The 23,651-nt window shown below is 67.7% G+C and carries 21 protein-coding genes; all 21 read left to right on the forward strand.

The features are described from left to right. Window positions 1–184 precede the first annotated feature (184 nt). Window positions 185–1,318, forward strand: coding sequence for a mannose-1-phosphate guanylyltransferase (locus AC1DBX_RS07800; RefSeq protein WP_026537818.1), 1,134 nt, complete (start codon window positions 185–187; stop codon window positions 1,316–1,318). 97 nt (window positions 1,319–1,415) lie between these two features. Further along, complete coding sequence (locus AC1DBX_RS07805) at window positions 1,416–2,615, forward strand: amidohydrolase (protein WP_476849117.1); 1,200 nt, start codon at window positions 1,416–1,418, stop codon at window positions 2,613–2,615. A gap of 275 nt (window positions 2,616–2,890) precedes the next feature. Continuing rightward, complete coding sequence (locus tag AC1DBX_RS07810) at window positions 2,891–3,355, forward strand: MarR family winged helix-turn-helix transcriptional regulator (RefSeq protein WP_476859162.1); 465 nt, start codon at window positions 2,891–2,893, stop codon at window positions 3,353–3,355. 166 nt (window positions 3,356–3,521) lie between these two features. Continuing rightward, window positions 3,522–3,953 carry an organic hydroperoxide resistance protein gene (locus AC1DBX_RS07815; protein WP_223914194.1) on the forward strand — a complete coding sequence of 144 codons (432 nt, stop codon included), beginning with the start codon at window positions 3,522–3,524 and terminating at the stop codon, window positions 3,951–3,953. After that, a complete protein-coding gene (locus tag AC1DBX_RS07820; RefSeq protein ID WP_476931474.1) occupies window positions 3,950–4,981 on the forward strand; it encodes an NADP-dependent oxidoreductase in 1,032 nt (343 codons plus the stop codon). The genes AC1DBX_RS07815 and AC1DBX_RS07820 overlap by 4 nt, the downstream gene beginning before the upstream one ends. Before the next feature lie 308 nt (window positions 4,982–5,289). Next, the gene (locus tag AC1DBX_RS07825; protein ID WP_476849114.1) at window positions 5,290–6,396 is read left to right on the forward strand and encodes a BMP family lipoprotein; all 1,107 of its coding nucleotides are present in this window, start codon (window positions 5,290–5,292) and stop codon (window positions 6,394–6,396) included. Window positions 6,397–6,559: 163 nt separating this feature from the next. Continuing rightward, the gene (locus AC1DBX_RS07830) at window positions 6,560–8,251 is read left to right on the forward strand and encodes an ABC transporter ATP-binding protein (RefSeq protein WP_476931475.1); all 1,692 of its coding nucleotides are present in this window, start codon (window positions 6,560–6,562) and stop codon (window positions 8,249–8,251) included. Next, window positions 8,244–9,644: an ABC transporter permease gene (locus AC1DBX_RS07835; protein ID WP_476931476.1), complete on the forward strand. Its 1,401-nt coding sequence runs from the start codon at window positions 8,244–8,246 to the stop codon at window positions 9,642–9,644. Before AC1DBX_RS07830 ends, AC1DBX_RS07835 begins: the two co-directional genes overlap by 8 nt. Further along, on the forward strand, window positions 9,641–10,957 hold the full coding sequence (locus tag AC1DBX_RS07840) for an ABC transporter permease (protein ID WP_223914190.1): 1,317 nt from the start codon (window positions 9,641–9,643) through the stop codon (window positions 10,955–10,957). The genes AC1DBX_RS07835 and AC1DBX_RS07840 overlap by 4 nt, the downstream gene beginning before the upstream one ends. A gap of 2 nt (window positions 10,958–10,959) precedes the next feature. Then, window positions 10,960–11,364: a cytidine deaminase gene (locus AC1DBX_RS07845; RefSeq protein ID WP_230010838.1), complete on the forward strand. Its 405-nt coding sequence runs from the start codon at window positions 10,960–10,962 to the stop codon at window positions 11,362–11,364. Continuing rightward, a complete protein-coding gene (locus AC1DBX_RS07850; protein WP_476931477.1) occupies window positions 11,361–12,692 on the forward strand; it encodes a thymidine phosphorylase in 1,332 nt (443 codons plus the stop codon). The genes AC1DBX_RS07845 and AC1DBX_RS07850 overlap by 4 nt, the downstream gene beginning before the upstream one ends. Before the next feature lie 178 nt (window positions 12,693–12,870). Continuing rightward, window positions 12,871–13,506: a DedA family protein gene (locus AC1DBX_RS07855; RefSeq protein WP_223914188.1), complete on the forward strand. Its 636-nt coding sequence runs from the start codon at window positions 12,871–12,873 to the stop codon at window positions 13,504–13,506. Between the two features lie 156 nt (window positions 13,507–13,662). After that, on the forward strand, window positions 13,663–14,397 hold the full coding sequence (locus AC1DBX_RS07860; RefSeq protein WP_476856591.1) for a DedA family protein: 735 nt from the start codon (window positions 13,663–13,665) through the stop codon (window positions 14,395–14,397). 32 nt (window positions 14,398–14,429) lie between these two features. Then, complete coding sequence (locus tag AC1DBX_RS07865; RefSeq protein WP_243180079.1) at window positions 14,430–15,596, forward strand: adenosine deaminase; 1,167 nt, start codon at window positions 14,430–14,432, stop codon at window positions 15,594–15,596. 121 nt (window positions 15,597–15,717) lie between these two features. Beyond that, window positions 15,718–16,335, forward strand: coding sequence for a MazG nucleotide pyrophosphohydrolase domain-containing protein (locus tag AC1DBX_RS07870; RefSeq protein ID WP_476931527.1), 618 nt, complete (start codon window positions 15,718–15,720; stop codon window positions 16,333–16,335). Window positions 16,336–16,524: 189 nt separating this feature from the next. Further along, window positions 16,525–17,805, forward strand: coding sequence for a phosphopyruvate hydratase (eno, locus tag AC1DBX_RS07875; RefSeq protein WP_018774732.1), 1,281 nt, complete (start codon window positions 16,525–16,527; stop codon window positions 17,803–17,805). 86 nt (window positions 17,806–17,891) lie between these two features. Further along, window positions 17,892–18,695, forward strand: coding sequence for an FtsB family cell division protein (locus AC1DBX_RS07880; RefSeq protein WP_476931478.1), 804 nt, complete (start codon window positions 17,892–17,894; stop codon window positions 18,693–18,695). A gap of 207 nt (window positions 18,696–18,902) precedes the next feature. Next, window positions 18,903–19,565 (forward strand): DUF501 domain-containing protein, encoded by a 663-nt coding sequence (locus AC1DBX_RS07885; RefSeq protein WP_476931528.1) that lies wholly within the window; start codon window positions 18,903–18,905, stop codon window positions 19,563–19,565. Next, window positions 19,562–20,521, forward strand: a complete 960-nt coding sequence (locus AC1DBX_RS07890) for a Ppx/GppA phosphatase family protein (RefSeq protein ID WP_476887327.1) — start codon at window positions 19,562–19,564, stop codon at window positions 20,519–20,521. Before AC1DBX_RS07885 ends, AC1DBX_RS07890 begins: the two co-directional genes overlap by 4 nt. A 66-nt stretch (window positions 20,522–20,587) precedes the next feature. Then, complete coding sequence (locus tag AC1DBX_RS07895) at window positions 20,588–22,000, forward strand: S8 family serine peptidase (protein WP_476931479.1); 1,413 nt, start codon at window positions 20,588–20,590, stop codon at window positions 21,998–22,000. 38 nt (window positions 22,001–22,038) lie between these two features. Then, complete coding sequence (locus AC1DBX_RS07900) at window positions 22,039–23,541, forward strand: NAD(P)/FAD-dependent oxidoreductase (protein WP_476931480.1); 1,503 nt, start codon at window positions 22,039–22,041, stop codon at window positions 23,539–23,541. Window positions 23,542–23,651: the final 110 nt, after the last annotated feature.

A 23,651-nucleotide genomic window follows, 5' to 3' on the forward strand; every position in this document is an offset into this window, starting at 1 on the left:
AAGCCTAAATCTAGGCTTCGCTCACAGCTTATTCAATTTGGGAACTCCTTGTTGACAGGCCCCGGCGCGGTTTTGCGTTTGTTTTGAGACGAACGCCACATTTGGCCGTGGTCGCAGGCGCCGGCAGGGCCTGATCCCGGCCCAATTCGGACCGAATTGGCCGCCGTCGGCTAAAGTAGCCGTGATGACTACAGACAAAGTGACAAGCCAGGATTCACCGCTGGACCGTTTTATTGCGGTTATTCCGGCGGGCGGGGTGGGGACCCGCCTCTGGCCCCTGTCACGGGCAGCGGCCCCGAAATTCCTTCACGACCTCACTGGTTCGGGCAGTACTCTGCTGCGCGCGACCTATGACCGCCTCCAGCCCGTCGCCGGCAAGCACGTGCTGGTGGTGACCGGCTCCGCCCACAGGGCAGCCGTCTGCCGCCAGCTGCCTGAGGTCCTGGAAGCCGACTTGGTCCTGGAGAGCGAACCCAAGGACTCCGGTGCTGCGATCGGCCTCGCCGCGGCCATCCTGCACGAGCGGGACCCGGACATCATCATGGGTTCGTTCGCCGCGGACCAGGTCATCAGCCCGGACGACCTCTTCCAGGACGCCGTCCGTGAAGCCGTCTACACCGCGGCCGCGGGGAAGATAGTCACCATCGGCATCAAGCCGACCCACCCTTCCACCGGATTCGGCTACATCCGTTCCGGCGCGAACCTCCACATCCCGGACGCGCCCAGTGCGCAGTCCGTGGTGGAGTTCGTGGAGAAGCCCAGCGAGGAAGTGGCCCAGGAGTACGTCGACAGCGGCGAATATGTCTGGAACGCGGGCATGTTCGTGGCCCCGGTCTCGCTGATGCTCAAGCACCTCGAAGCCAACCAGCCCGAGCTCTTCGCCGGACTCCAGGAGATCGCCAAGGCCTGGGACACTCCGGAGCGCGACGCCGTCACGGCCCGGGTGTGGCCCACGCTGCCCAAGATCGCTATTGACTACGCCGTCGCCGAGCCCGCCGCCGCCGCCGGCGACGTCGCCGTGGTGCCCGGAACGTTCCTCTGGGACGACGTCGGAGACTTCGCCTCCGTGGGCCGGCTCAACAGCGCCAAGGAAGTCGACGAGGTCACGGTCCTGGGCGAGGGCGCACGCGTCTTCACCGAAAACGCGAGCGGCGTGGTGGTCTCCGACACCAAACGGGTGATCGCCCTGATCGGCATCAAGGACGTCGTGATCGTTGACACCCCGGACGCCCTGCTGGTCACCACCAAGGAACACTCGCAGCGGGTCAAGCAGGCCGTGGATGCCATCAAGGCCAAGGGCGACACCGACGTCCTGTAGGCGGAGGGGAGCGGATCACGGCCTGTGCAGTGTTCAGCAATCCGTAACGCGCCGTACCCGATGCCGCTATTCTTTGGCCGCTCGATAGAGTTATTCCGTGCGCAACTATTCGACTGAAGCTGAGCCCACGACTCTCGTGGGGCCGTGGCTGGAGCCCCTCCTGCCGGAGCTGATCGCTTTCCGCCGCGACCTCCATGCGCATCCGGAACTTTCGTTCAAGGAGTTCCGCACCACCGACAAGCTGGCGAAACGGCTCGAGGAAGCCGGGCTCAAGCCGCGCCGCCTCGAGGGCACTGGCCTGACGGTTGACGTCGGGCAGGGTCCCATCGCCACCGCACTGCGCGGGGATATCGATGCCCTGCCGATCATCGAGGAAACTGGCCTTGAGTTCGCCTCGAAGAACCACGGCGTGACCCATGCCTGCGGCCACGACGTCCACACTGCCACCATGCTTGGGATCGCGCTGGTCCTGCAGCGCATGCACGAGGCGTCCCCGCTGAGCGGGACCGTCCGGATCATCTTCCAGCCGGCCGAGGAAACCATGCCCGGCGGCGCCACCTCGTGCATCGAACAGGGCGTCCTGGAAGGCGTGCCGCGCATCCTGGCGCTGCACTGCGACCCCCGGATCGAGATCGGCAAGATCGGCACCCGGATCGGGGCGATCACCTCCGCCTCGGACACCATCAAGATTGAACTCTCCGGCCGCGGCGGCCACACCTCGCGCCCGCACCTGACCGAGGAACTGGTCTTCGCCCTGGCGCAGATCGCGGTCAACGTTCCCGCAGTGCTCTCGCGCCGCGTCGATGTCCGCAGCGGCGTGTCCGTGGTCTGGGGGCAGATCTCCGCGGGCTCGGCCCCGAACGCCATCCCGGGCAGCGGCTACATGGCCGGCACCATGCGCTGCCTGGACCGCGACGCCTGGCACGACGCCGGCGAGCTGCTCGACGACATCATCCGGCAGGTCGCCGAGCCGTACGGCGTCGATGTCCACCTGGAACACACCCGCGGCGTGCCGCCGGTGGTCAACTCCGAGCACGAGACCGCGCTGATCGAGGCCGCGGCCCGCGCCGAAATCGGCGAGGGCGCCGTGGTCCTGACCCCGCAGTCCATGGGCGGGGAAGACTTTGCCTGGTTCCTGGCCGACACCCCCGGCGCCATGATGCGCCTCGGCACGAAGACGCCAGGCGGGGAAGAATACGACCTGCACCGCGGCGACTACATTGTCGATGAGCGGGCGCTGGGCCTGGGCATCCAGGTGCTCACGGCGGCGGCCCTGCGCACTATCCGCGACCTGTAGGCCGTTCCGCCCGGGCCCCTACACCGGGTCCGCCCTGCTGCACCCGGCCAGGACCGCCGCGCGGAGTTTCCCCACCTATGCCGGCATGACGCCGGGACACGCCGGCGGTGCGGGCCGACACGCCGTCGGCACCCGTCAAACGTGGGGAAACTCGGCGGCAGCGGCTGGGAATCGTGCCGCGGCGGCCCCTTCTACGTCGATGCCGGTTCCTGCTCCGCAATTCAGTTGTGCACAACTGAATTGCACGCAACTAAATTGTGCGGTACGGTGGAGTCATGACCACGTCAGAAGAGGCCCGCACGGGCGGCCCGGAAGCGCTCCGCCTGAACCGGCAGGTGTGTTTTGCGATGTACTCTGCCTCACGTGCCGCCACGGCCGCCTACCGGCCCATGCTCGAGGAGCTCGGCCTGACCTACCCGCAGTACCTCGCCATGCTGGTGCTCTGGGAAGCGGAGCCGCGCAGCGTGCGTGAACTGGGGGAGGAGCTGGGCCTGGACTCCGGCACGCTCTCGCCGCTGCTCAAGCGGCTCGAAGCGCTCGGACTCGTCCAGCGCCGCCGCTCCGCCGAGGACGAGCGCCGCGTGGAGATCTTCCTGACCGGCGCCGGCGCCGCACTGAGCGCCAAGGCCAGCGGAATCCCGCAGCGACTGGCGGACGCCGCCGGGTTCACCGCCGCGGAACTGGACCAGCTCCGCGACACCCTGGGCCGGCTGACGAACGCGCTCCACGCCTCCCACTAAGCCCTTCCCTTAAGCCCTTCCCCCTCCACCACCCTTCCCCGGCCCCCACGGCCGACGTCGAAATCGCGGGAGGCGTGCCAGCTCGCCGGAAATTTACGGCGACTCCGCAGGCTTCCGGCGAGTTCCCCGCTGAACCCCTTCTTCCCGCCGACAGAACGGAAACACCATGAAGACCCTTTACACAGCAGAGGCCCTGGCCTCAGGCGAAGGCCGCGACGGCACCGCCATCAGCAAGGACGGCAAGCTGAACGTCACCCTTGCCAGCCCGGTCGAACTCGGCGGTGACGGCGCGGGTACCAACCCCGAACAGCTCTTTGCCGCCGGTTACGCCGCGTGCTTCCACTCCGCCCTGCGCCTGGTGGGACGCAAGGAGCGCGCCGACCTGACGGACTCCGCCGTCGCCGCCAAGATCCACTTCGGCGCCCTCGAGGACGGTGCCGGCTACGGTCTGGCCGCCGAACTTGAGATCGCCCTGCCCGCCGTGGACCGGGACACGGCCGAGGCCCTCGTGGCCAAGGCGCACCAGATCTGCCCGTACTCCAACGCCACCCGCGGCAACATCACTGTCGACATCACCATCCTGGAGGTAGCCGCATGAGCAACAAAACCGAAACTCTCACCCTTCCCGCCACCACCCGCGAGATCCAGCTGGCGTCTCGCCCCCACGGCCGCCCCGTCCCGGCGAACTTCCGCCTCGCCGAGTCGGCGCTGCCCGAACTGCAGGACGGCCAGGTCCTGGTTCGCAACCTGTTCATCTCGGTGGACCCGTACATGCGCGGACGCATGAACGACGTCAAGTCCTACTCCGCGCCGTTTGCGCTGGATACCGCCCTCGACGGCGGCGCCGTCGGCGAAGTGATCGCGTCCCGGGCCGAAGGGCGCGCTGTGGGCGACACGGTGGTGCACGGCCTCGGCTGGCGCGAATACGCCGTCGTCGATGCCGCGGCCACCACGGTGGCGCGCACCGATCTGGCCCCCGCGTCAGCATTCCTCGGCGCCCTCGGCATGACCGGGCTGACCGCCTACGCGGGACTGCTGAAGGTCGCGGAATTCAAGCCCGGCGACGCCGTGTTCGTCTCCGGCGCCGCCGGCGCGGTCGGCTCGCTCGTCGGGCAGATCGCCAAGGCCATGGGCGCGTCCCGGGTGATCGGCAGCGCCGGCTCGCCGGAAAAGGTGGCACGTCTGCTCGAACTCGGCTTCGATGCCGCGTTCAACTACCACGACGGCCCCGTGGCGGAACAGCTCGCCGCGGCCGCGGGTGAGCGCGGGATCGACGTCTACTTCGACAACGTCGGCGGCGAGCACCTCGAAGCCGCGCTGTCCGCCCTCACGGTCGGTGGCCGGGTGGCCATGTGCGGGGCCATCGCCCAGTACAACGCGACCGAACCGACGCCGGCACCGCGGAACCTCATGCTGGCGATCGGCAAACAACTGACGCTCAAGGGCTTCCTGGTGGGCGGCTACTGGCAGCACATGGCCGAGTTCGTCGAGACCATGTCCGGCTGGCTGGCCGACGGAACGGTCCGTTACGACGAGACGGTGGTGGACGGGCTGGAGAACGCCCCGCAGGCCTTCATGGACCTGCTCGACGGCGCCAATACCGGCAAGATGCTCGTGCGGCTGTAGCCGGACACCCGGCAATCGCCGTGCCGCCACATACGCCTCCGGCGCCGGTTCCTGCGGGGACCGGCGCCGGAGGCGTATGTGGCACGGCGGGCACCGGCTACCTCTAGGTAACAAGTTCTCAACAATCTGGGCATTCGCCGGGACGTGTGTTATCGGGACGTGGCGCAGGCCACTACAGTAGCTTGCATAAGTGCGCCTCGGCGCAGTGCTGCGAAATCCATCAGTGACAACAGAGATCAGCGGAACACCGCAGACAGACACTCATTGAACTTCCGTCGTAGCGCCTACTCTTTCTTCCTGGAGGAAAATTGAAGAACTCTCTGCGTGCCACCTTTAAGCGCGGATCAATGGCCGGCGTTGCCACCGCGGGCGCGGCTGCACTCCTGCTGACCGGCTGCGGAGCTGCCCCGGAGGCCAGCACCGCCACCAACACCGCCAGCAACTACACGGGCTGCATCGTGTCCGACTCGGGTGGATTCGACGACCAGTCGTTCAACCAGTCGTCCTACGAGGGACTGCAGAAGGCCAAGAAGGATCTCGGCATCGAGATGAACCAGGCCGAGTCCAAGACCAACAACGACTTCGAACCGAACCTGCGCGCCATGGTCTCCGCCGGCTGCAACCTGACCATCACGGTCGGCTTCCTGCTCGGCGACGCCACCAAGTCCCAGGCCACCGCGAACCCGGACAAGCACTTCGCCATCATCGACTTCGGCTATGACACCCCGGTCGCCAACGTCAAGCCGATCATCTACGACACCGCCCAGGCAGCATTCCTGGCCGGCTACCTCGCAGCCGGCACCACCAAGACCGGGACGGTCGCCACGTTCGGCGGCATCAAGATCCCCACGGTCACCATCTTCATGGACGGTTTCGCCGACGGTGTGAAGTACTACAACGAGAAGAAGGGCAAGGACGTCAAGCTTCTCGGCTGGGACAAGGCCAAGCAGGACGGCTCCTTCACCGGTGACTTTGAAAAGCAGGACAAGGGCAAGCAGTTCACCCAGAACTTCCTGGACCAGGGCGCCGACATCGTCATGCCCGTCGCCGGTCCGGTCGGCAAGGGTGCCGGCGCGGCCCTGCAGGAAGCCAAGGCAGCAGGCAAGGACGTCAAGCTCATCTGGGTTGACTCCGACGGCTACCTCACGGCACCGGATTACAAGGACATCATGCTCTCCTCCGTCATGAAGCAGATGGGCGAGGCCGTCGAGACGGTCGTCAAGCAGGACAAGGACGGCCAGTTCACCAACAAGCCGTACGTTGGCACCCTCGCGAACGACGGCGTCCAGCTTGCCCCGTTCCACGACATGGATTCCCAGGTTCCGGCCGAACTGAAGTCCGACCTGGACCAGATCAAGAAGGACATCGCCGACGGCAAGCTGAAGGTTGAATCCGCAGCCAGCCCGAAAGCCTAACTTCCTCCGCTAAGCGCCACGGCCCGTCCGGTCACCACCGCACGGGCTGTGGCGCTTTTCGTTGCGGCCCTTAGTGCCTCAGATCCCAGGCACTAAGCTGGTGCTGCAGCGCCCCTACGCGTCCGGACCAAGCCGTCCGGACACCTCGAGATTGGTCAGAGTTTTGAAACTTGAACTCAAGGGCATTACCAAACGCTTCGGCTCCCTGGTAGCGAACGATCACATCGATGTGGTTGTTGAACCCGGGCAGATCCACTGTCTGCTCGGTGAGAACGGCGCTGGCAAGTCCACGCTGATGAACGTCCTCTACGGACTGTACGAGCCCACAGAGGGCGAAATCCTAATCGACGACAAACCGGTCACGTTCCGCGGCCCCGGCGACGCCATGGCGGCCGGCATCGGCATGGTGCACCAGCACTTCATGCTGGTCCCCGTCTTCACCGTCGCGGAGAACGTTGCCCTGGGAGCGGAGACCACCAAGACCGGCGGATTCCTGGACCTGGATGACACCCGCCGGAAAATCCGGGAGATCTCCGACCGGTACGGTTTCGACGTCGACCCCGATGCGCTGATCGAAGACCTCCCCGTGGGCGTGCAGCAGCGCGTGGAGATCATCAAGGCACTGGTCCGCGACGCCAAGGTGCTCATCCTCGATGAGCCCACGGCCGTGCTGACCCCGCAGGACACCGATGAACTGCTGGACATCATGCGCCAGCTCAAGAGCCACGGCACCTCGATCGTCTTCATTTCCCACAAGCTGCGTGAGGTGAAGGCCGTTTCGGACACCATCACAGTCATCCGGCGCGGCAAGGTAGTGGGCTCGGCCGATCCCGGCGCCTCGACCACCGAGCTGGCCTCCATGATGGTGGGCCGGGCCGTGAGCCTGACCCTGGACAAGGCTCCCGCGAATCCGCAGGAGACCACCTTCGAGGTCAAGGACCTCACCGTCATCGCCCCCAACGGCCAGCACGTGGTGGACGGGATCAGCTTCGGAATCGCCCGCGGCGAGATCCTCGCCGTCGCCGGCGTCCAGGGCAACGGCCAGACGGAGCTGACCGAAGCCATTTTGGGCCTGCACGAGCGGGTCCACGGCTCGATCACCCTCGACGGCGAAGAACTCGTGGGCCGCAGCGTCAAGGAGGTCCTCAACGCCGGCGTCGGGTTCGTCCCGGAGGACCGTTCCCTCGACGGGCTGATCGGCACGTTCTCCATCGCCGAGAACCTGATCCTGGACCGCTACGACCAGGCGCCGTTCGCCAAAGGCATCAGCATGAGCCCGGCCAAGGTCCTGGAGAACGCCAAGACCCGGATCGCGGAATTCGACGTCCGCACCCCGTCCGGCTCGCTGGCAGCCGGCACCCTGTCCGGCGGCAACCAGCAGAAGGTCGTCATGGCCCGGGAGCTCTCCCGGCCGCTGCGGCTCTTCATCGCCTCCCAGCCCACCCGCGGCGTGGACGTGGGCTCCATCGAGTTCCTGCACAAGCGGATCGTCGCGGAGCGGGACCACGGCACGCCCGTCATGATCGTCTCCACCGAACTGGACGAGGTGATTGAACTCGCCGACCGGATCGCCGTGCTGTACAAGGGCCGGCTGGTCGGGATCGTCCCGGCCGGCACCGGGCGCGACGTCCTGGGCCTGATGATGGCCGGCGTTTCCCCGGACGAGGCCCAGACCGACGCCGCAGGCAGGCACTCGGCCCGATCCCTTTCTGAAAACCCGGCCGCGAACGCAGCAGAAAACCCGGCCGGCACCCCGGCCGAAAACCCCGCAACGAAGCCGGCCATGAACCCGGCCCCCGCCGCCCCGTCCGTGCAGGAGCCCGGCTCCGGCGCCGTAGGAGACCCCCATGAGTGAGAACACCGAGCCGCGGTCCGCGGCCGCACCGGACCCGGACCAACTTCCGGCATCGCAGGCCACCGACGTGGAGCCTGAACCGCTCGAGGACGATGCAGACTTCGTCACCTTGCTGGACACCGCGGGCGGCGCCCACCAGCCATCGGCCGTTCCGGTCTCGACCCAGAGCGGAGCTCTTCCGGGTGCCCCGGAAGAGGAGTCGCTGCTGCGCAAGATCTTCACCGGCAACGGCATCGTGACCATCCTGGCGGTGCTGCTCGCACTGATCCTCGGCGGCCTGCTCATCGCCATGACGGACAAGGTTGTCGGCACCACGGCGGGCTATCTCTTTGCCCGGCCCAGTGACTTCCTCATCGCCGTCTGGTCCGCCGCCACCGATTCGTACGTCGCCCTCTTCCAGGGCGCGGTCTTCAACCCCCGCGGGAACGGCGTGGCCGGACAGTTCGCCCCCCTCATGGAGACGCTGACCATCGCCACCCCGCTGATCACCGCCGGCCTCGGCGTCGCCCTGGCCTTCCGCGCGGGCCTGTTCAACATCGGTGCGCAGGGCCAGATCATCATGGCCGGCATCCTCGCCTCATGGGTCGGCTTCGCGCTGCACCTGCCGCTGGGGATACACCTGCTGCTGGTCCTGGTGGCCGGCGTCATCGGCGGCGCCGTCTGGGGCGGCATCGTCGGCGTGCTCAAAGCCCGGACCGGCGCCCACGAGGTCATCGTGACCATCATGTTCAACTACATCGCACTCTATTTCCTGCGCTACCTGCTCGACACTGACTTGTTCCAGCGTCCGGGGGCGGACACACCGATATCGCCCATCGTGGACCCCAGCGCCGCGTACCCGCTGATCTTCGGCAGCCAGTACCGGCTGCACCTGGGATTCCTGCTGGCCATCGCGGCCACCGTGTTTGTTTCGTGGCTGCTGAACCGCTCCACGCTCGGTTTCGAATTCCGTGCCGTCGGGGCCAACCCCAAGGCAGCCCTGACCGCCGGCATCAACGTCTCCCGGGCCACCATCCTGGTGATGACCATTGCCGGTGGCCTGGCCGGCCTGGCCGGCGTGGCACAGGTGGCGGGCACCGAAAAGGTCCTGACCGACGGTGTCGCGGCAACCTACGGCTTTGACGCGATCACGGTCGCGCTGCTGGGACGGTCCTCGCCATGGGGCACCTTCGCCGCCGGCCTGCTGTTCGGGGCCTTCCGCGCAGGCGCTGTCCAGATGCAGATCCAGACCGGAACTCCGATCGACATCGTGCTCGTGGTCCAGTCACTCATCGTGCTGTTCATCGCGGCGCCGCCGTTGGTCCGGGCGATCTTCGGACTCAACCCGCGCAAGAAGAAGGCCGCGACCGCCGGCAAAACCAAGCAGGCCGCAACCACCGGAGGTGCCGCATGAGCACAACAGCAACCTCGCCCGTTGAAGGAAAACCCCAGCCGGAGAAGAACCACAGGCCGACGGTGTCCGCCAAGCCCGTGACTTGGAAGTTGCCGGTCACGCTTGCGGTGCTGGCCACCGTAGCGTTCATCTTCTTCGGACTGCTGGGCCCGCAGGCGAACGCCAAGTTCGGCGTTTCATCCAGCGGAGACTTCTTCCAGCTCCCGGCGATCGAAGTACCCGCATTCCTGTCCGGCATGGTGCTCTCCCTGATCCTGCTGGGCCTCGCGGGCTACGCCCTGGTCCTGAAGGCGAGAGCGAACCGGCGGCCCCCGCGCTGGGTGCCGGCCGTGTTCACCGTCGTGTTCGTGGTCGCCTTCCTGATCTGGGTGGTGGGCGGCGCCCGGACCCCCAGTATTTCGCTGGCCGGCCTCATCGCCGGATCCGTGACCCTCGCCGTGCCGATCGTCTTCGGCTCCCTGTCCGGTGTGCTGTGCGAACGCGCCGGCGTCGTTAACATCGCCATCGAAGGCCAGCTCCTGGGCGGTGCCTTCACGGCCGCGCTCGTCGCCAGCCTGACGCACAACCCCTACCTGGGCCTGCTTGCGGCGGCCGTGGCGGGCGCCCTTGTGTCGGTGGTGCTGGCAGTGTTCAGCATCAAGTACGTGGTCAACCAGATCATCGTCGGCGTCGTGCTCAACGTCCTGGTCTCCGGGCTCACCGGCTTCCTGTTCACCACCGTGATGCAGTCCGATCCGGAGAAGTACAACTCGCCCGCCGAGCTGCCCATCATCGATATCCCGGTCCTGTCCAGCATCCCCGTGATCGGGCCCATCCTCTTCAAACAGTCCGTGGTGGGCTACCTGATGTACGTGGCAGTCATCGTGATCTGGGTCGCACTGTTCAAGACGAAGTGGGGCCTGCGCGTCCGTGCCGTGGGCGAGCACCCGCAGGCGGCCGACACCCTGGGCATCAAGGTCAACGCGACCCGCTTCTGGAACGTCACGCTCGGCGGCGCCGTCGCCGGGATCGGCGGATCGTTCTTCACCCTCGTGGCGATCGACAGCTTCACCAAGGAAATCTCCGGCGGGCGCGGCTTCATTGCCCTCGCCGCCATGATCCTGGGCCGCTGGAACCCGATCGGGGCGTTCTTCGCCGCGCTGCTGTTCGGCTTCGCCGACAACCTGCAGAGCATCGTGACGATCATCGGCACCCCGGTGCCGAGCCAGTTCATGGCCATGCTGCCGTACGTGGTGACCGTGTTTGCCGTGGCCGGGCTCGTCGGCCGCTCCCGGCCGCCGGCCGCTGACGGCATACCGTACATCAAGGGCTGAGAATGGACAGCATCGACGTCGACTGGGCTGCACTCGAAGCTGCGGCAGTGTCCGCCATGAAGAACGCCTATGCGCCGTATTCGAAGTTTCCGGTGGGGGCCGCGGCCCTCACCGGAGACGGGCGGATCGTCAGCGGCTGCAATGTCGAAAACGCCAGCTACGGGCTGACCCTGTGCGCCGAGTGCGCCCTGGTGGGCAACCTGCAGATGACCGGCGGGGGACGGCTGCGCGCCTTCTACTGCGTCGACGCCGGCGGGAATGTCCTCATGCCGTGCGGGCGCTGCCGCCAGCTGCTCTACGAATTCCGGGCTCCGGACATGGAGCTCATGACCACGCAGGGAATCAAGACCATGGACCAGGTCCTTCCCGATGCCTTTGGCCCCCAACACCTGGAGGAACCCCGGTGACACAAACGACTCAGAACCCCCCCAACAGTGAAGCGTTCGACGCCGTCGACATCATCCGCATCAAGCGGGACAAGGGTGTGCTCAGCCCGGCCCAGATCGACTGGACAATCGACGCGTACACCCGCGGCGCCATCGCCGACGAACAGATGGCCGCCCTGAACATGGCCATCCTGCTCAACGGCATGGACCGGGCCGAGATCTCCCGCTGGACGGCGGCCATGATCGCCTCCGGCGAGCGGATGGACTTCTCCAGCCTGCGGCGGCCCGACGGCGGCGTGAAGGCGACGTCGGACAAGCACTCCACCGGCGGCGTCGGGGACAAGATCACCCTGCCGCTGGCTCCGCTTGTAGCGGTGTTTGGCGTGGCAGTGCCGCAGCTCTCGGGCCGCGGCCTCGGCCACACCGGCGGCACCCTGGACAAGCTCGAGGCCATCCCGGGCTGGCGTGCGGCCCTGAGCAATGAGGAAATGATGGCCCAGCTCCAGGACGTCGGCGCGGTCATTTGCGCGGCCGGCGCCGGGCTGGCCCCGGCGGACAAGAAGCTCTACGCGCTCCGCGATGTCACCGGGACCGTGGAGGCCATCCCGCTGATCGCCTCCTCGATCATGAGCAAGAAGATCGCCGAAGGCACCGGCTCGCTGGTGCTCGACGTCAAGGTGGGCAGCGGCGCGTTCATGAAGGACGAGGCCCGCGCCCGCGAACTGGCCGAAACCATGGTGGCCCTGGGCAAGGACGCCGGCGTCAACACGGTGGCCCTGCTCACCAACATGAACACGCCGCTGGGCCTGACCGCGGGCAACGCGATCGAGGTCGAGGAATCCGTGGAGGTCCTCGCCGGCGGAGGCCCGGACGACGTCGTCGAACTCACCGTCCGGCTCGCGGAGGAAATGCTGGCGTGCGCCGGCATCCGCGACGCCGATCCCCGGGCAGCACTCCGGGACGGCCGGGCCATGGACGTCTGGAACCGGATGATCGAGGCCCAGGGCGGAGACCCGCGCGCCAAGCTCCCGGTCGCCAAGGAATCCGAGGTCATCTACGCCCCGGCCGACGGTGTCCTGGTGGAGCTCGACGCGATGGCCGTCGGCGTCGCTGCCTGGCGGCTCGGTGCCGGGCGCGCCCGCAAGGAGGACCAGGTCCAGGCCGGTGCCGGGGTGCGGATGCACGCCAAGCCCGGCGCCACGGTCAAGGCAGGCGAACCGCTCATGACCCTGCTCACGGACACACCGGAGAAGTTCGAGCGTGCCAAGGAAGCGCTCGAACGCGCCGCCGTGATCGCCCCCGAGGGCTCCCGGCCCGCCCAGAAGCTCATCATCGACCGCATCGCCTAAGCCCGTCGCCCTATCCCTTACGGTGCCCAAACCCTGGGGATAACAGCCGTAGGGGAGAGGGCAGCGGCGGCCGGAGCCGGCGGTACACTGACTCCACAGCAGTACCCGTCAAGCGCAGGCCCGGCTCCGGCCGAGCCTGCGCTTGGATCGATCTGGCCCCGCCGCGCGTTAGGAAGCTGTGCAGGCAATCAACGACTTCATCCTCGCCGCCGCAGGGCAACCCTGGGTCCTCGTCCTGGTTTTCGCCTGCTGCGTGATCGACGGGTTCTTCCCCCCGATTCCGAGCGAATCGGTGGTGGTGGGCCTGGCTGCAGTCGCCGCCACTGCGGGCGTCCCCAACCCTCTGCTCCTGATCGCAACGGCTGCCGCAGGGGCCCTGGTGGGCGACAACATGGCTTACCTGATCGGCCGCGGGACCGGAACCCGGCGCTGGGCGTGGCAGCGCGGCCCGCGCATGCAGGCGGCCTTCCGCTGGGCCGGCCGGGAACTGCGGAAACGGCCCGCCTCACTGATCCTTGTGGCCCGCTTCGTCCCGATCGGGCGGGTGGCCGTTAACCTGACGGCCGGCGCCACGCACTACCCGTGGCGCAGATTCGTCAGCCTGACGGTGCTCTCGGCGCTGCTCTGGGCCAGCTACTCGGTGGGGATCGGACTGACTGTTGGTCCGTGGTTTGAGGAAAACCACGTGCTGGGCGCGGCCATTGCCATCGTCTGCGCGATCGTCCTGGGCGTCGTCCTGGACCGCGTGATCAGCAGGGTGCGCGGCCGCGCACCGGAGGAACCGACGCATTCCGTGCCGCCCGCCGAGTCCTAGGCGGATTGGGCCCGCCCATGGGACACTTAGGAGCGATTTGGGTCACGGTTGTTGGCCGCACGTCGTGCAAAGTTTCGTCCATAGTTCTACCCACTGTCATCGCGAGTACGATACGGCTTAGTTGTCCGTTCCCAGTCATCAAGGAGCACCACCTGCATGGAGTTCATTAACGAGGCCGTGCTCCATGCCGCTGGCCAGTGGTGGATCTACCCCCTCCTGCTGGTTTTCTTCTTCGTGGACGGCTTCGCGATGGTGGTCCCCAGCGAGACCCTGATCGTCGCCCTGGCTGCGTACTCCGTGCACAGCGGCCAGCCCAACCTGTGGATCCTCGGCCTCACGGCCCTCGTGGGAGCCATGGCCGGCGACAACATGGCCTACATGCTGGGCCGCAAGATTGGCCTCGAGCGGTTCCGCTGGATGCGCAAACCGAAGGTCCAAAAGGTGTTCGGCTGGGCCCACTACGAACTCGAGAAGCGCGGCGCCGTCCTGATCTTCACCGCCCGGTACATTCCGTGGGGCCGCGTCGCCGTCAACTACGTGGCAGGCACGACGGCGTTTCCGCACCGCCGGTTCTTCTTCCTGGACGGCTTCGCCTGCCTGACGTGGGTCGCCTACTCAATCGGCATCGGCGTCCTGGCCAGTTCCTTCCCGTGGCTGCACCACAACCCGTTGCTCAGCGCGGGCATCGCGGTGGTATTCGCCATTGTGCTCGGTGTCCTCATCGACCATCTCCTGCGCTGGTGGCACAAGCGCCTGGGCCGCCACGACACCAGTCCGGTCCCGTCCGAGACCGAATACGTCAACGAACCCGCCTCCGGTGAGCGTGCTTCCGAGCTGCACGGCACGATGCTGGCCGGTCCGTCCGCTGAGTCCGGAGCATCCGGAAAGTAGCTTCCAGCGCCCGGCGACCCTATGGTTGGAACGTGACTGAGACTATTCCTGACGCTGCCCCTGACCTCGACTTCGACCTGAAGGGCCTTCCCAAGGTTTCCCTTCACGACCACCTGGACGGCGGACTCCGCCCGGCCACCATCATTGAACTTGCTGAGGCCGTCGGCCACACGCTGCCGTCCACGGACCCCGTTGCACTGGGGGAGTGGTTCCGCGAATCCGCCGACTCCGGCTCCCTGGTCCGCTACCTGGAGACCTTCGACCACACCATCGCCGTGATGCAGACCAAGGAGGGCCTGTTCCGCGTCGCGAAGGAATTCGTCGAAGACCTGGCCGACGACGGCGTCGTGTACGGCGAGGTGCGCTGGGCGCCCGAACAGCACCTGCAGAAGGGCCTGAGCCTGGACGACGTGGTCGAAGCCGTGCAGGCCGGCCTCGAAGCTGGAGTGGACGCCGTGGCAGAGACCGGCCGCGATATCCAGGTGGGCCAGCTCATCACCGCCATGCGCCACGCCGACCGCGGCCAGGAGATCGCCGAACTGGCCGTCCGCCACCGCAACAACGGCGCCGTCGGCTTCGACATCGCCGGCGCCGAGGACGGCTTCCTGCCGTCCCGCTTCAAGGACGCCTTCACCTACCTGGCCCAGCACAACTTCCCGGCCACCGTCCACGCCGGCGAAGCCGCCGGCCTGGAAAGCATCCAGTCGGCCCTCGTCGACGGCAGGGCCCTGCGCCTGGGCCACGGCGTCCGGATCGCCGAGGACGTCACGATCGAATTCGAAGAGGACGAAGAGGCCGCCGACGCCGAAGGCTTCGACGACTCCGTCAACGACACCATCGGCATGGTGACCCTGGGCGAGCTCGCCAGTTGGGTGCGGGACCGTGGCATCGCCCTGGAGATCTGCCCCTCCTCCAACCTGCAGACCGGCGCCATTGCCGGCTTCGGTGAGGGCATCGAAAGCCACCCGCTGGACATGCTCTACCAGCTCGGCTTCAACGTCACCATCAACACCGACAACCGGCTCATGAGCGGCGTGACGCTGACCGACGAGTTCGAACTCCTGGTTGAGACGTTCGACTACGACCTCGATGACCTGCTGGAGCTGACGCTGAACGCGGCCGAGGCCGCCTTCCTGCCGCTCGAGGAGAAGGAAGCCCTGGTCGAATACATCAACGAGGCCTACTCCGATCTTGGCTAACGAGGACACATCACCCGTCCAGGGGCTCGCTGGGCCCACAGCGGCAGGGGTCCCTGGCCGAGCTTGCGAGGTCGGGGAGCTGCTGGGGCTGATAGCGGCCCTGCGCGAGCATTGCCCCTGGATGGGTGCCCTCACCCACGAGTCCCTCGTGGAGTACCTCCTGGAGGAGGCCTATGAAGTGGCCGAGACCATCGAGACCGGCGCCGGCGACGCGGAACTGCAGTCTGAACTGGGGGACGTCCTGTTGCAGGTGGTGCTCCACGCCCGGCTCGCCGAGGAACGCGGCGCCTTTGACCTGGGCGATGTCGCCCGGGGCCTGAAGGCCAAGATGATCCGGCGCAACCCGCACGTGTTCCGGCCCGACGGCTCGCTGCAGGAATCCTTCCCGGCAACGATGGAGGAGATCGTCCTGAAATGGGACGCCGTCAAGAAGGCCGAGAGGCCCGAACGCGGCCACGTCTTCGACGGGGTTCCCGCCGCGCTGCCGGCCCTCGCGCGGGCCCAAAAGCTCCTGGACCGCGCCGAACGCGCGGGCATGGCAGCGGCCGCCGGCCAAACCGCCGTCGGAACCGCCGTCGAAACCGCCGTCGACCTCCCGGCCGCCGAGGAGGAACTCGGCGACCTGCTGTTCGGGATCGTGGCCGCTGCCCGGGCCGGCGGGCTCGACGCCGAACGCGCCCTCCGCGGCGCCCTGCGCCGGTTCCAGGACAGCACCGGCTCCCGGCCATCGGCACATTAGCGCTGGCAGACTAGAGTCGGCACGGTAGCGGCACCATCATGACGTCCGGGGTTTGGATAGGTTTCCGTAACTTATCCCGCTCTCGACTACGCTAGTAGCGACGACGACGTCGGCTTTTCCGCTTGATGTACAGCCAGAGTCCAAGCAGTCAGATTCCCTGCAGATCGCTTCACCCAAAGGAGCATATCCATGGCGCTTATCGATGCCATCCACGCCCGCGAAATCCTCGATTCCCGTGGCAACCCGACCGTAGAAGTTGAAGTCCTGCTCTCGGACGGCCAGATCGGCCGCGCAGCAGTTCCCTCCGGCGCTTCCACCGGCGAGCACGAGGCCGTTGAACTTCGCGACGGCGACAAGGGCCGCTACCTCGGCAAGGGCGTCCAGAAGGCCGTCGACGCGGTCATCGACCAGATCGCCCCGGCCCTGACCGGCTTCGACGCGACCGACCAGCGCAGCATCGACCAGGCCATGATCGACCTGGACGGCACCCCCAACAAGGGCAAGCTCGGCGCCAACGCCATCCTGGGCGTGTCCCTGGCCGTGGCCAACGCCGCCGCCGCCTCCGCTGACCTGCCGCTGTACAAGTACCTGGGCGGGCCCAACGCGCACGTCCTGCCCGTGCCCCTGATGAACATCCTCAACGGCGGCTCGCACGCCGACTCCGACGTGGACATCCAGGAATTCATGATCGTCCCGATCGGCGCCGAGACCTTCTCCGAAGGCCTGCGCTGGGGCGTCGAGGTCTACCACAACCTCAAGTCCGTCCTGCAGGCCAAGGGCCTGTCCACCGGCCTGGGTGACGAGGGCGGCTTCGCGCCGAACCTGCCGTCCAACCGTGCCGCCCTGGACCTGATCCAGGAAGCCATCAAGAACGCCGGCTACACCCCGGGCAAGGACATTGCCCTGGCCCTGGACGTCGCCTCCTCCGAGTTCTTCAAGGACGGCGCGTACCAGTTCGAGGGCAAGGCACTTTCCGCCACCGAGATGAGCGCCTACTACGCCGAGCTCGTGGCCGACTACCCGCTCGTGTCCATCGAGGACCCGCTGGATGAGAACGACTGGGAAGGCTGGAAGACCCTCACCGACACCATCGGCGACAAGGTCCAGCTCGTGGGCGATGACCTCTTCGTCACGAACCCGGCCATCCTGCAGCGCGGCATTGACACCAAGACCGCGAACTCCCTGCTCGTCAAGGTCAACCAGATCGGTTCCCTGACCGAGACCCTGGACGCCGTTTCCCTGGCCCAGCGTGCCGGCTACACCACCATCACCTCACACCGCTCCGGCGAAACCGAGGACACCACCATTGCTGACATCTCCGTTGCCACCAACGCGGGACAGATCAAGACCGGTGCCCCCGCACGCTCCGAGCGCGTGGCCAAGTACAACCAGCTGCTGCGCATCGAAGAGGAACTCGACGACGCCGCACGGTACGCCGGCCGCAGCGCGTTCCCGCGTTTCAAGGGCTAGTTAGCCGCGAAAACCGGTAACCGGTGGCTATGGTTGAAAGACCATGGCCACCGGTTCTTTTTTTGGTCCGTTTTTGAAGGAGTGACATGGCAACCCGACGCCCCAATGTTCCCCGGGCTACGCCTGCCGCCAAGGCTGCTGCTGCCAAGCCTGCGGCCACGGGTCTGGGGGCAGCAGCCGACGGCGGCGAGGTCATCCAGGCGGACTTTGGCGGCGCCCGCAGCGGCGCGGCGGCGCCGGCCGGCGCTGCGCCTGCCCCGCCACGGGTATCAGCTCACACAGGCAAGCCGGCCCCGGGCAGCACTGGCGCCGCATCTGCGGCCAAAGCCCGTCCCGCAACAGCCCCGGCAGGAGCACCGGCTAAGCCCGAGACCCGCCCGGCGGCCGGGAAGGCCGGCGTCAAGGCCGGCGCCAAGGCCGGCGGCAAGGCCGGCGGCAAGGCCGGCGGCAAGACTCAGAACCGGACCGCCGCAGGGGGTCCGGACGAATCCCTGGACCCCGTGCCCGCCAAGGCGTTCTCGGGCCGGCTGCTGGCCCTGGGCGTCGTCATGATTGCCATCACCATCCTGCTGGCCCCCACGGTCAAGATCTTCCTGGACAAACGCGCCGAAATCGCGGCGCTGCAGGCCGATATTGCGGCCAAGCAGACGAAGCAGGAGGACCTCAAACGCCAGGTGTCGCGGTGGCAGGATCCCAACTATGTGAAACAGCAGGCCCGCGACCGCATTAACATGGTTATGCCCGGAGAGACGGGCTACTGGGTATTCGGCAGCGATCTTCCTGCCGCGCAGTCCGGTGGCGCGGCGGGTGCAGCATCAGCACAAGACCCGGCCAACCTGCCCTGGGTGGACGCCCTCTGGGAGTCCATCAGGCGATCGGCAACAGACTAGAAGCGGCGCCCGCCGCCGGGATTGTCCCGCGGACAATCCGGAACAGGGCAGGAAGGTGCCACTCCCGTGGACGAGAACCGAGTGGACCAGAACCGAGCAGCCGAGAACAACGACGGGGCCAAGACCCCGGCACCACGGCACAGGGCAGACACCCCGGAGGGCTCCCGCCAGCCGTCGCCGCACGATCTCGAGGTCCTCAGCCGCCAGTTGGGCCGGCCCGTGCGCGACGTCGTCGAAATCCCGGCACGCTGCGTCTGCGGAAACCCGCTCGTTGCCGCCACTTCGCCGCGGCTCAGCAACGGTACGCCGTTCCCCACCACGTTTTACCTCACCCACCCGGTGATCACGTCGGCGGTATCGCGGCTGGAGGCCGCCGGGCTGATGAACGAAATGAACGACCGGCTCGCTGCCGACGCCGGCCTCGCGGCCCGGTACCGGTCCGCCCACGAGGCATATCTGGCCTCCCGTGCCGAGATCGGCGCGCGCTCCGGCATCGGGGCCGTTCCCGAAATTGACGGCGTCTCCGCCGGCGGAATGCCGACCCGCGTCAAATGCCTGCACGTCCTCGTGGGGCATTCGCTGGCGGCCGGCCCGGGCGTGAACCCGCTGGGCGATGAATCGATCGCGGCCATCGCCGAATGGTGGACCGTGGAGCGCTGTTACTGCGAAGGCGCCTGGGACACCGGCGGGGAGGCCCCGTCCCGGGACCTCAGCCGCCATGGCCCCCAAGGCCTGCCGGAGATCGTGGGCCGGCCCGCACCGGTCCGCAAGTCCCGCGTCGACGCCGCCGGCGCCGGCGCCGCTGACACGGCCGCCGCCGCCGGTGCTGCTGAGACGGCCGGTACCACCGGCACGGGGGAGTCCAAGTGACCCGGGTCGCGGCCGTAGACTGCGGCACCAACTCCATCCGCCTGCTGATCGCAGATGTGAGCGCAGGCGGCGCAACAGGGCCGGCCACGCCGCGGCTGACCGACATCGTGCGGGAAATGCGCGTGGTCCGGCTGGGCCAGGGCGTGGACTCCACAGGTGAACTGGCCCAGGAAGCGCTTGAGCGCACCTTCGCCGCGACCCGGGACTACGCTGCCCTCATCCGCGAGCACGGCGCCGAAAAAGTGCGCTTCGTGGCCACCTCCGCCACCCGCGATGCCCGCAACCGCCAGGTTTTCGTCGACGGCATCCGCGACATCCTCGGCGTCGAACCCGAGGTGATCACCGGCGACGAGGAAGCCGCGCTGTCCTTCGCCGGCGCCAGCAGTGTCCTGCCCTCCCGCGGGCAGGACCCCGTGCTGGTGGTGGACCTCGGCGGCGGCAGCACGGAGTTCGTGCTGGGCAACGCCGACGGCGTCATCGCGGCCCGCTCGGTCGACGTCGGCTGCGTCCGGATGACCGAACGGCACCTGCGCAGCGATCCGCCCACAGCGGATCAGATCGCAGCGGCAGAGGCCGACGTCGACGCCGCCATCAGCGAGGCGGCACAAACCGTTCCGCTGGAACGCGCCACCGCCGTCGTCGGCGTGGCCGGCTCCGTCACCACCATCACGGCGCACGCGCTGCGCCTGCCGGAGTACTCACCGGCCGCGATCCACGGCACCGAACTGGACCTGGACGCGGTCCGGAAAGCCTGCACCGAGCTGCTCGAAATGACCCGGGAGGAGCGGGCCGCGCTGCCTTACATGCACCCCGGGCGGGTGGACGTGATCGGCGCCGGTGGACTGGTCTGGCGGCGGGTCCTGCAGCGCCTGGCCGAGGTCACCGGCGGGCGCATCACCACGGCCGTGAGCAGCGAACACGATATTCTTGACGGAATTGCCCTCAGCATCCGATGATCCCGCCCCAGCAGCCGTGCCCCAGCGCGCGCCCGTGCCGCTGGTGCATCCGCCGATAGGACCTGAATGACCAGAGCAACAGCCCGGCGCCGCCGGACCGCCTCCGCGTTGATGGCCTTGGCCCTCGCCGGCGGAGCGTCCACGGCGGCGCTGACCCTGGCCGCACCCGCCCACGCCGACTCCTGGCGGGACAAGGAATACTGGCTCGCCGAGTCCGGCATCATCAAAGCCTGGGACGTTTCCAAGGGAGCCGGGGTCAAGGTCGCCGTGATTGACAGCGGCGTGGACGGCCGGCATCCGGATTTGGGCGGCGTGCTCGCTGGCGGCGCGGACATTTCCGGCGCCGGCAAGGCCAACGGCCAGGAGAGTATCGGCGCCAAACCCGAACACGGCACGCTCGTGGCCACCATGCTGGCCGGACGGGGGCACCAAGCGCCCGAAGCGACCGCCAAACCGAGCGCCAGCGCAACTGGCCCTGCCGCCGGCCCGGCCGCTGGACCTGACGGGGTTGTCGGCGTCGCCCCGGAAGCGCAGCTGCTGTCCGTCTCCACCTGGCTCGGTTCCGCCAACCCGGGCGGCAAGAGCGACCAGGACCAGATCCCGGAGGCAGTGCGCTGGGCCGTGGACAACGGCGCCCGCGTCATCAACATCTCCCTCGGCAGCACGTCGCCGGAATGGCCGCAGAGCTGGGACGCGGCATTCCTCTACGCCGAACAGAAGGACGTCGTGATCGTCGCCGCCGCGGGCAACCGGGTGGGCGGCAACGTCCAGGTCGGCGCCCCGGCCACCATCCCCGGCGTCCTGACGGTTGCAGGCCTGGACCGCACGGGCGCGGCCAGCATCGACTCCTCCTCCCAAGGCATCAGCATCGGCGTCGCAGCTCCCGCCGAGGACCTGGTTGGCGGCCTGCCCGGCGGCGGCTACGCCGACTGGGCCGGCACCTCCGGAGCCACGCCCATCGTGTCCGGCGTCGCGGCCCTGATTCGCTCCAAATGGCCCGAAATGTCCGCCAGCCAGGTCATCAACCGGATCGTCACCACGGCCAAGGACGCCGGGGCGCCAGGGAAGGATCCGCTCTACGGCTTCGGCGTGCTGAACGCCGAGGCCGCACTCAAGGCCGATGTCCCGGAAACCAAAGTCAATCCGCTGGGGTCCATTTCGGACTGGATCCGGGTCCACCGGCGCGGAAACCTCGCCACGACTGCCCCTGCCGCGGAGCCCGCGCCCTCCAGCGCTGCCCCCACCCTGCCCGAAGCGACCCTGCCCGTCGCGGAGAAGCCGTCCCAGCTGGACAGTGCCGTGCCGGCCGCGGTGGTCCTGGGCTTCGGAGCCCTGCTCGTGGGAATCGTTGTAGCCGCCGCGTTCCAGCTGCGGGCCGCCATGCGCACGCCGCCGAAGGACGGCCCGGACGGCCCGGACGGGACCGGCAAGGCCGAACCCGAGGCCGTCAATCCGGTGGACTCCAGCAAGCCGTCATAGTTAGTGAAGGTTTTCACAAACTACTGTATTCTTGAGATATGGCATCCTCCCTTCAGCTCCAGGACCGTCCCCGGGTACTCGTCGTCGGCGGCGGGTACGTCGGCCTGTATGTAGCCCTCAAACTTCAGAAAAAGATCGCGAATGCTGGTGGCATCGTCACCCTCGTGGATCCGCTGCCCTACATGACCTACCAGCCCTTCCTGCCGGAAGTTGCCGGCGGCAACATCGAGGCGCGCCACGCAGTCGTCTCGCACCGCCAGCACCTGAAGCAGACGGAACTCATCCAGGGCCGCGTCACCTCGATCGACCACGCCAACCGCACGGCAGTGGTCGCACCCTCCGACGGTGGCCACACCTTCGAGATTCCGTACTTCGACGTCGTGCTTGCCGCCGGCGCCATCACCCGCACGTTCCCGATCAAGGGCCTCGCGGACAAGGGCATCGGCCTGAAGACCATAGAAGAGGCCGTCGCCCTGCGCAACAAGGTTCTCGAGCGGATCGAGACCGGTTCCCTCATGACGGACCCCGTTGAGCGCGCCCGCGCCCTGACGTTCGTCGTCGTCGGCGGCGGCTTCGCCGGCATCGAGTGCATCACCGAAATGGAAGACCTGGCCCGCGCCGCGGTCAAGAACAACCCGCGCATCAAGCAGGAGGAAGTCCGCTTCGTCCTGGTCGAGGCGATGGGCCGCATCATGCCCGAGGTCACGGCATCGCAGGCCGAATGGGTCGTCGAGCACCTCCGCAGCCGCGGCATCGAGGTCCTGCTGAACACCTCCCTCGACAACGCCGAGGGTTCCCTGAAGCTCATCAACCTCCCGGACAAGAGCCCGGCCCAGGAATTCGAGACCGACACCCTGGTCTGGACTGCCGGCGTGCAGGCCAACCCGATGGTCCGCTCCACCGACTTCCCGCTCGAGCCGCGCGGCCGCGTCCGCGTCCTGGCCGATCTGCGCATCGCAGGCGACGAGGGCATCATCGAGAACGCCTGGGCCGCCGGCGACGTCGCTGCCGTCCCCGACCTCACGGGCAGCGGCCTGCCGGACGGCACGTGCGTGCCGAACGCGCAGCACGCGCTGCGCCAGGCCAAGCGCCTCGCCAAGAACCTGTGGGCCTCCCGCTGGGACAAGCCGCTCAAGGATTACAAGCACAAGAACCTGGGCGCCGTCGCCGGCTTCGGCGAATGGAAGGGCGTGGCGAACATCAACCTGCTTGGCCGCATCGGCCTCAAGGGCCCGCTGGCCTGGCTGGCACACCGTGGCTACCACGGCATGGCCATCCCCACCGTGGAGCGCAAGATCCGCGTGATCTCCGGCTGGATCTGGGCCTTCTTCCTGGGCCGCGACACCACGCAGCTGATGGATCTGGACAACCCGCGCGGCGCCTTCGTGGCCGCAGCGACGCCGGCCCCGAAGACTGCCGCTGCTCCCGTTGCCGGCACGCCTGCGGATGCTGCCAAGAACGACGCCGCGAAAAGTGGCACTGCCAAGAACGGCACTGCCAAGAACGACACCAAGGAAGCTGTTCCGGCCGACTCCAAGTAGCCTGATCCGAGCCTTCGACGGCGGCCGTTCCCCTCAGGGGGAGCGGCCGCCGTTTTCGTGGCGGGCAGCCGCCCCCAGGACGCCGGGAGCGGACCGGAGCGCGGGACCCC

The organism is Arthrobacter sp. 10N44_2, assembly GCF_056394385.1.

Coding starts and splice junctions, on each gene's coding strand:
- AC1DBX_RS07815 (WP_223914194.1), top strand. CDS start 3,522: ATGAAGACCCTTTACACAGCAGAGGCCCTGGCCTCAGGCGAAGGCCGC.
- AC1DBX_RS07900 (WP_476931480.1), top strand. CDS start 22,039: ATGGCATCCTCCCTTCAGCTCCAGGACCGTCCCCGGGTACTCGTCGTC.
- AC1DBX_RS07800 (WP_026537818.1), top strand. CDS start 185: ATGACTACAGACAAAGTGACAAGCCAGGATTCACCGCTGGACCGTTTT.
- AC1DBX_RS07870 (WP_476931527.1), top strand. CDS start 15,718: ATGGGTGCCCTCACCCACGAGTCCCTCGTGGAGTACCTCCTGGAGGAG.
- AC1DBX_RS07820 (WP_476931474.1), top strand. CDS start 3,950: ATGAGCAACAAAACCGAAACTCTCACCCTTCCCGCCACCACCCGCGAG.
- AC1DBX_RS07880 (WP_476931478.1), top strand. CDS start 17,892: ATGGCAACCCGACGCCCCAATGTTCCCCGGGCTACGCCTGCCGCCAAG.
- AC1DBX_RS07810 (WP_476859162.1), top strand. CDS start 2,891: ATGACCACGTCAGAAGAGGCCCGCACGGGCGGCCCGGAAGCGCTCCGC.
- AC1DBX_RS07845 (WP_230010838.1), top strand. CDS start 10,960: ATGGACAGCATCGACGTCGACTGGGCTGCACTCGAAGCTGCGGCAGTG.
- eno (WP_018774732.1), top strand. CDS start 16,525: ATGGCGCTTATCGATGCCATCCACGCCCGCGAAATCCTCGATTCCCGT.
- AC1DBX_RS07840 (WP_223914190.1), top strand. CDS start 9,641: ATGAGCACAACAGCAACCTCGCCCGTTGAAGGAAAACCCCAGCCGGAG.
- AC1DBX_RS07895 (WP_476931479.1), top strand. CDS start 20,588: ATGACCAGAGCAACAGCCCGGCGCCGCCGGACCGCCTCCGCGTTGATG.
- AC1DBX_RS07835 (WP_476931476.1), top strand. CDS start 8,244: ATGAGTGAGAACACCGAGCCGCGGTCCGCGGCCGCACCGGACCCGGAC.
- AC1DBX_RS07860 (WP_476856591.1), top strand. CDS start 13,663: ATGGAGTTCATTAACGAGGCCGTGCTCCATGCCGCTGGCCAGTGGTGG.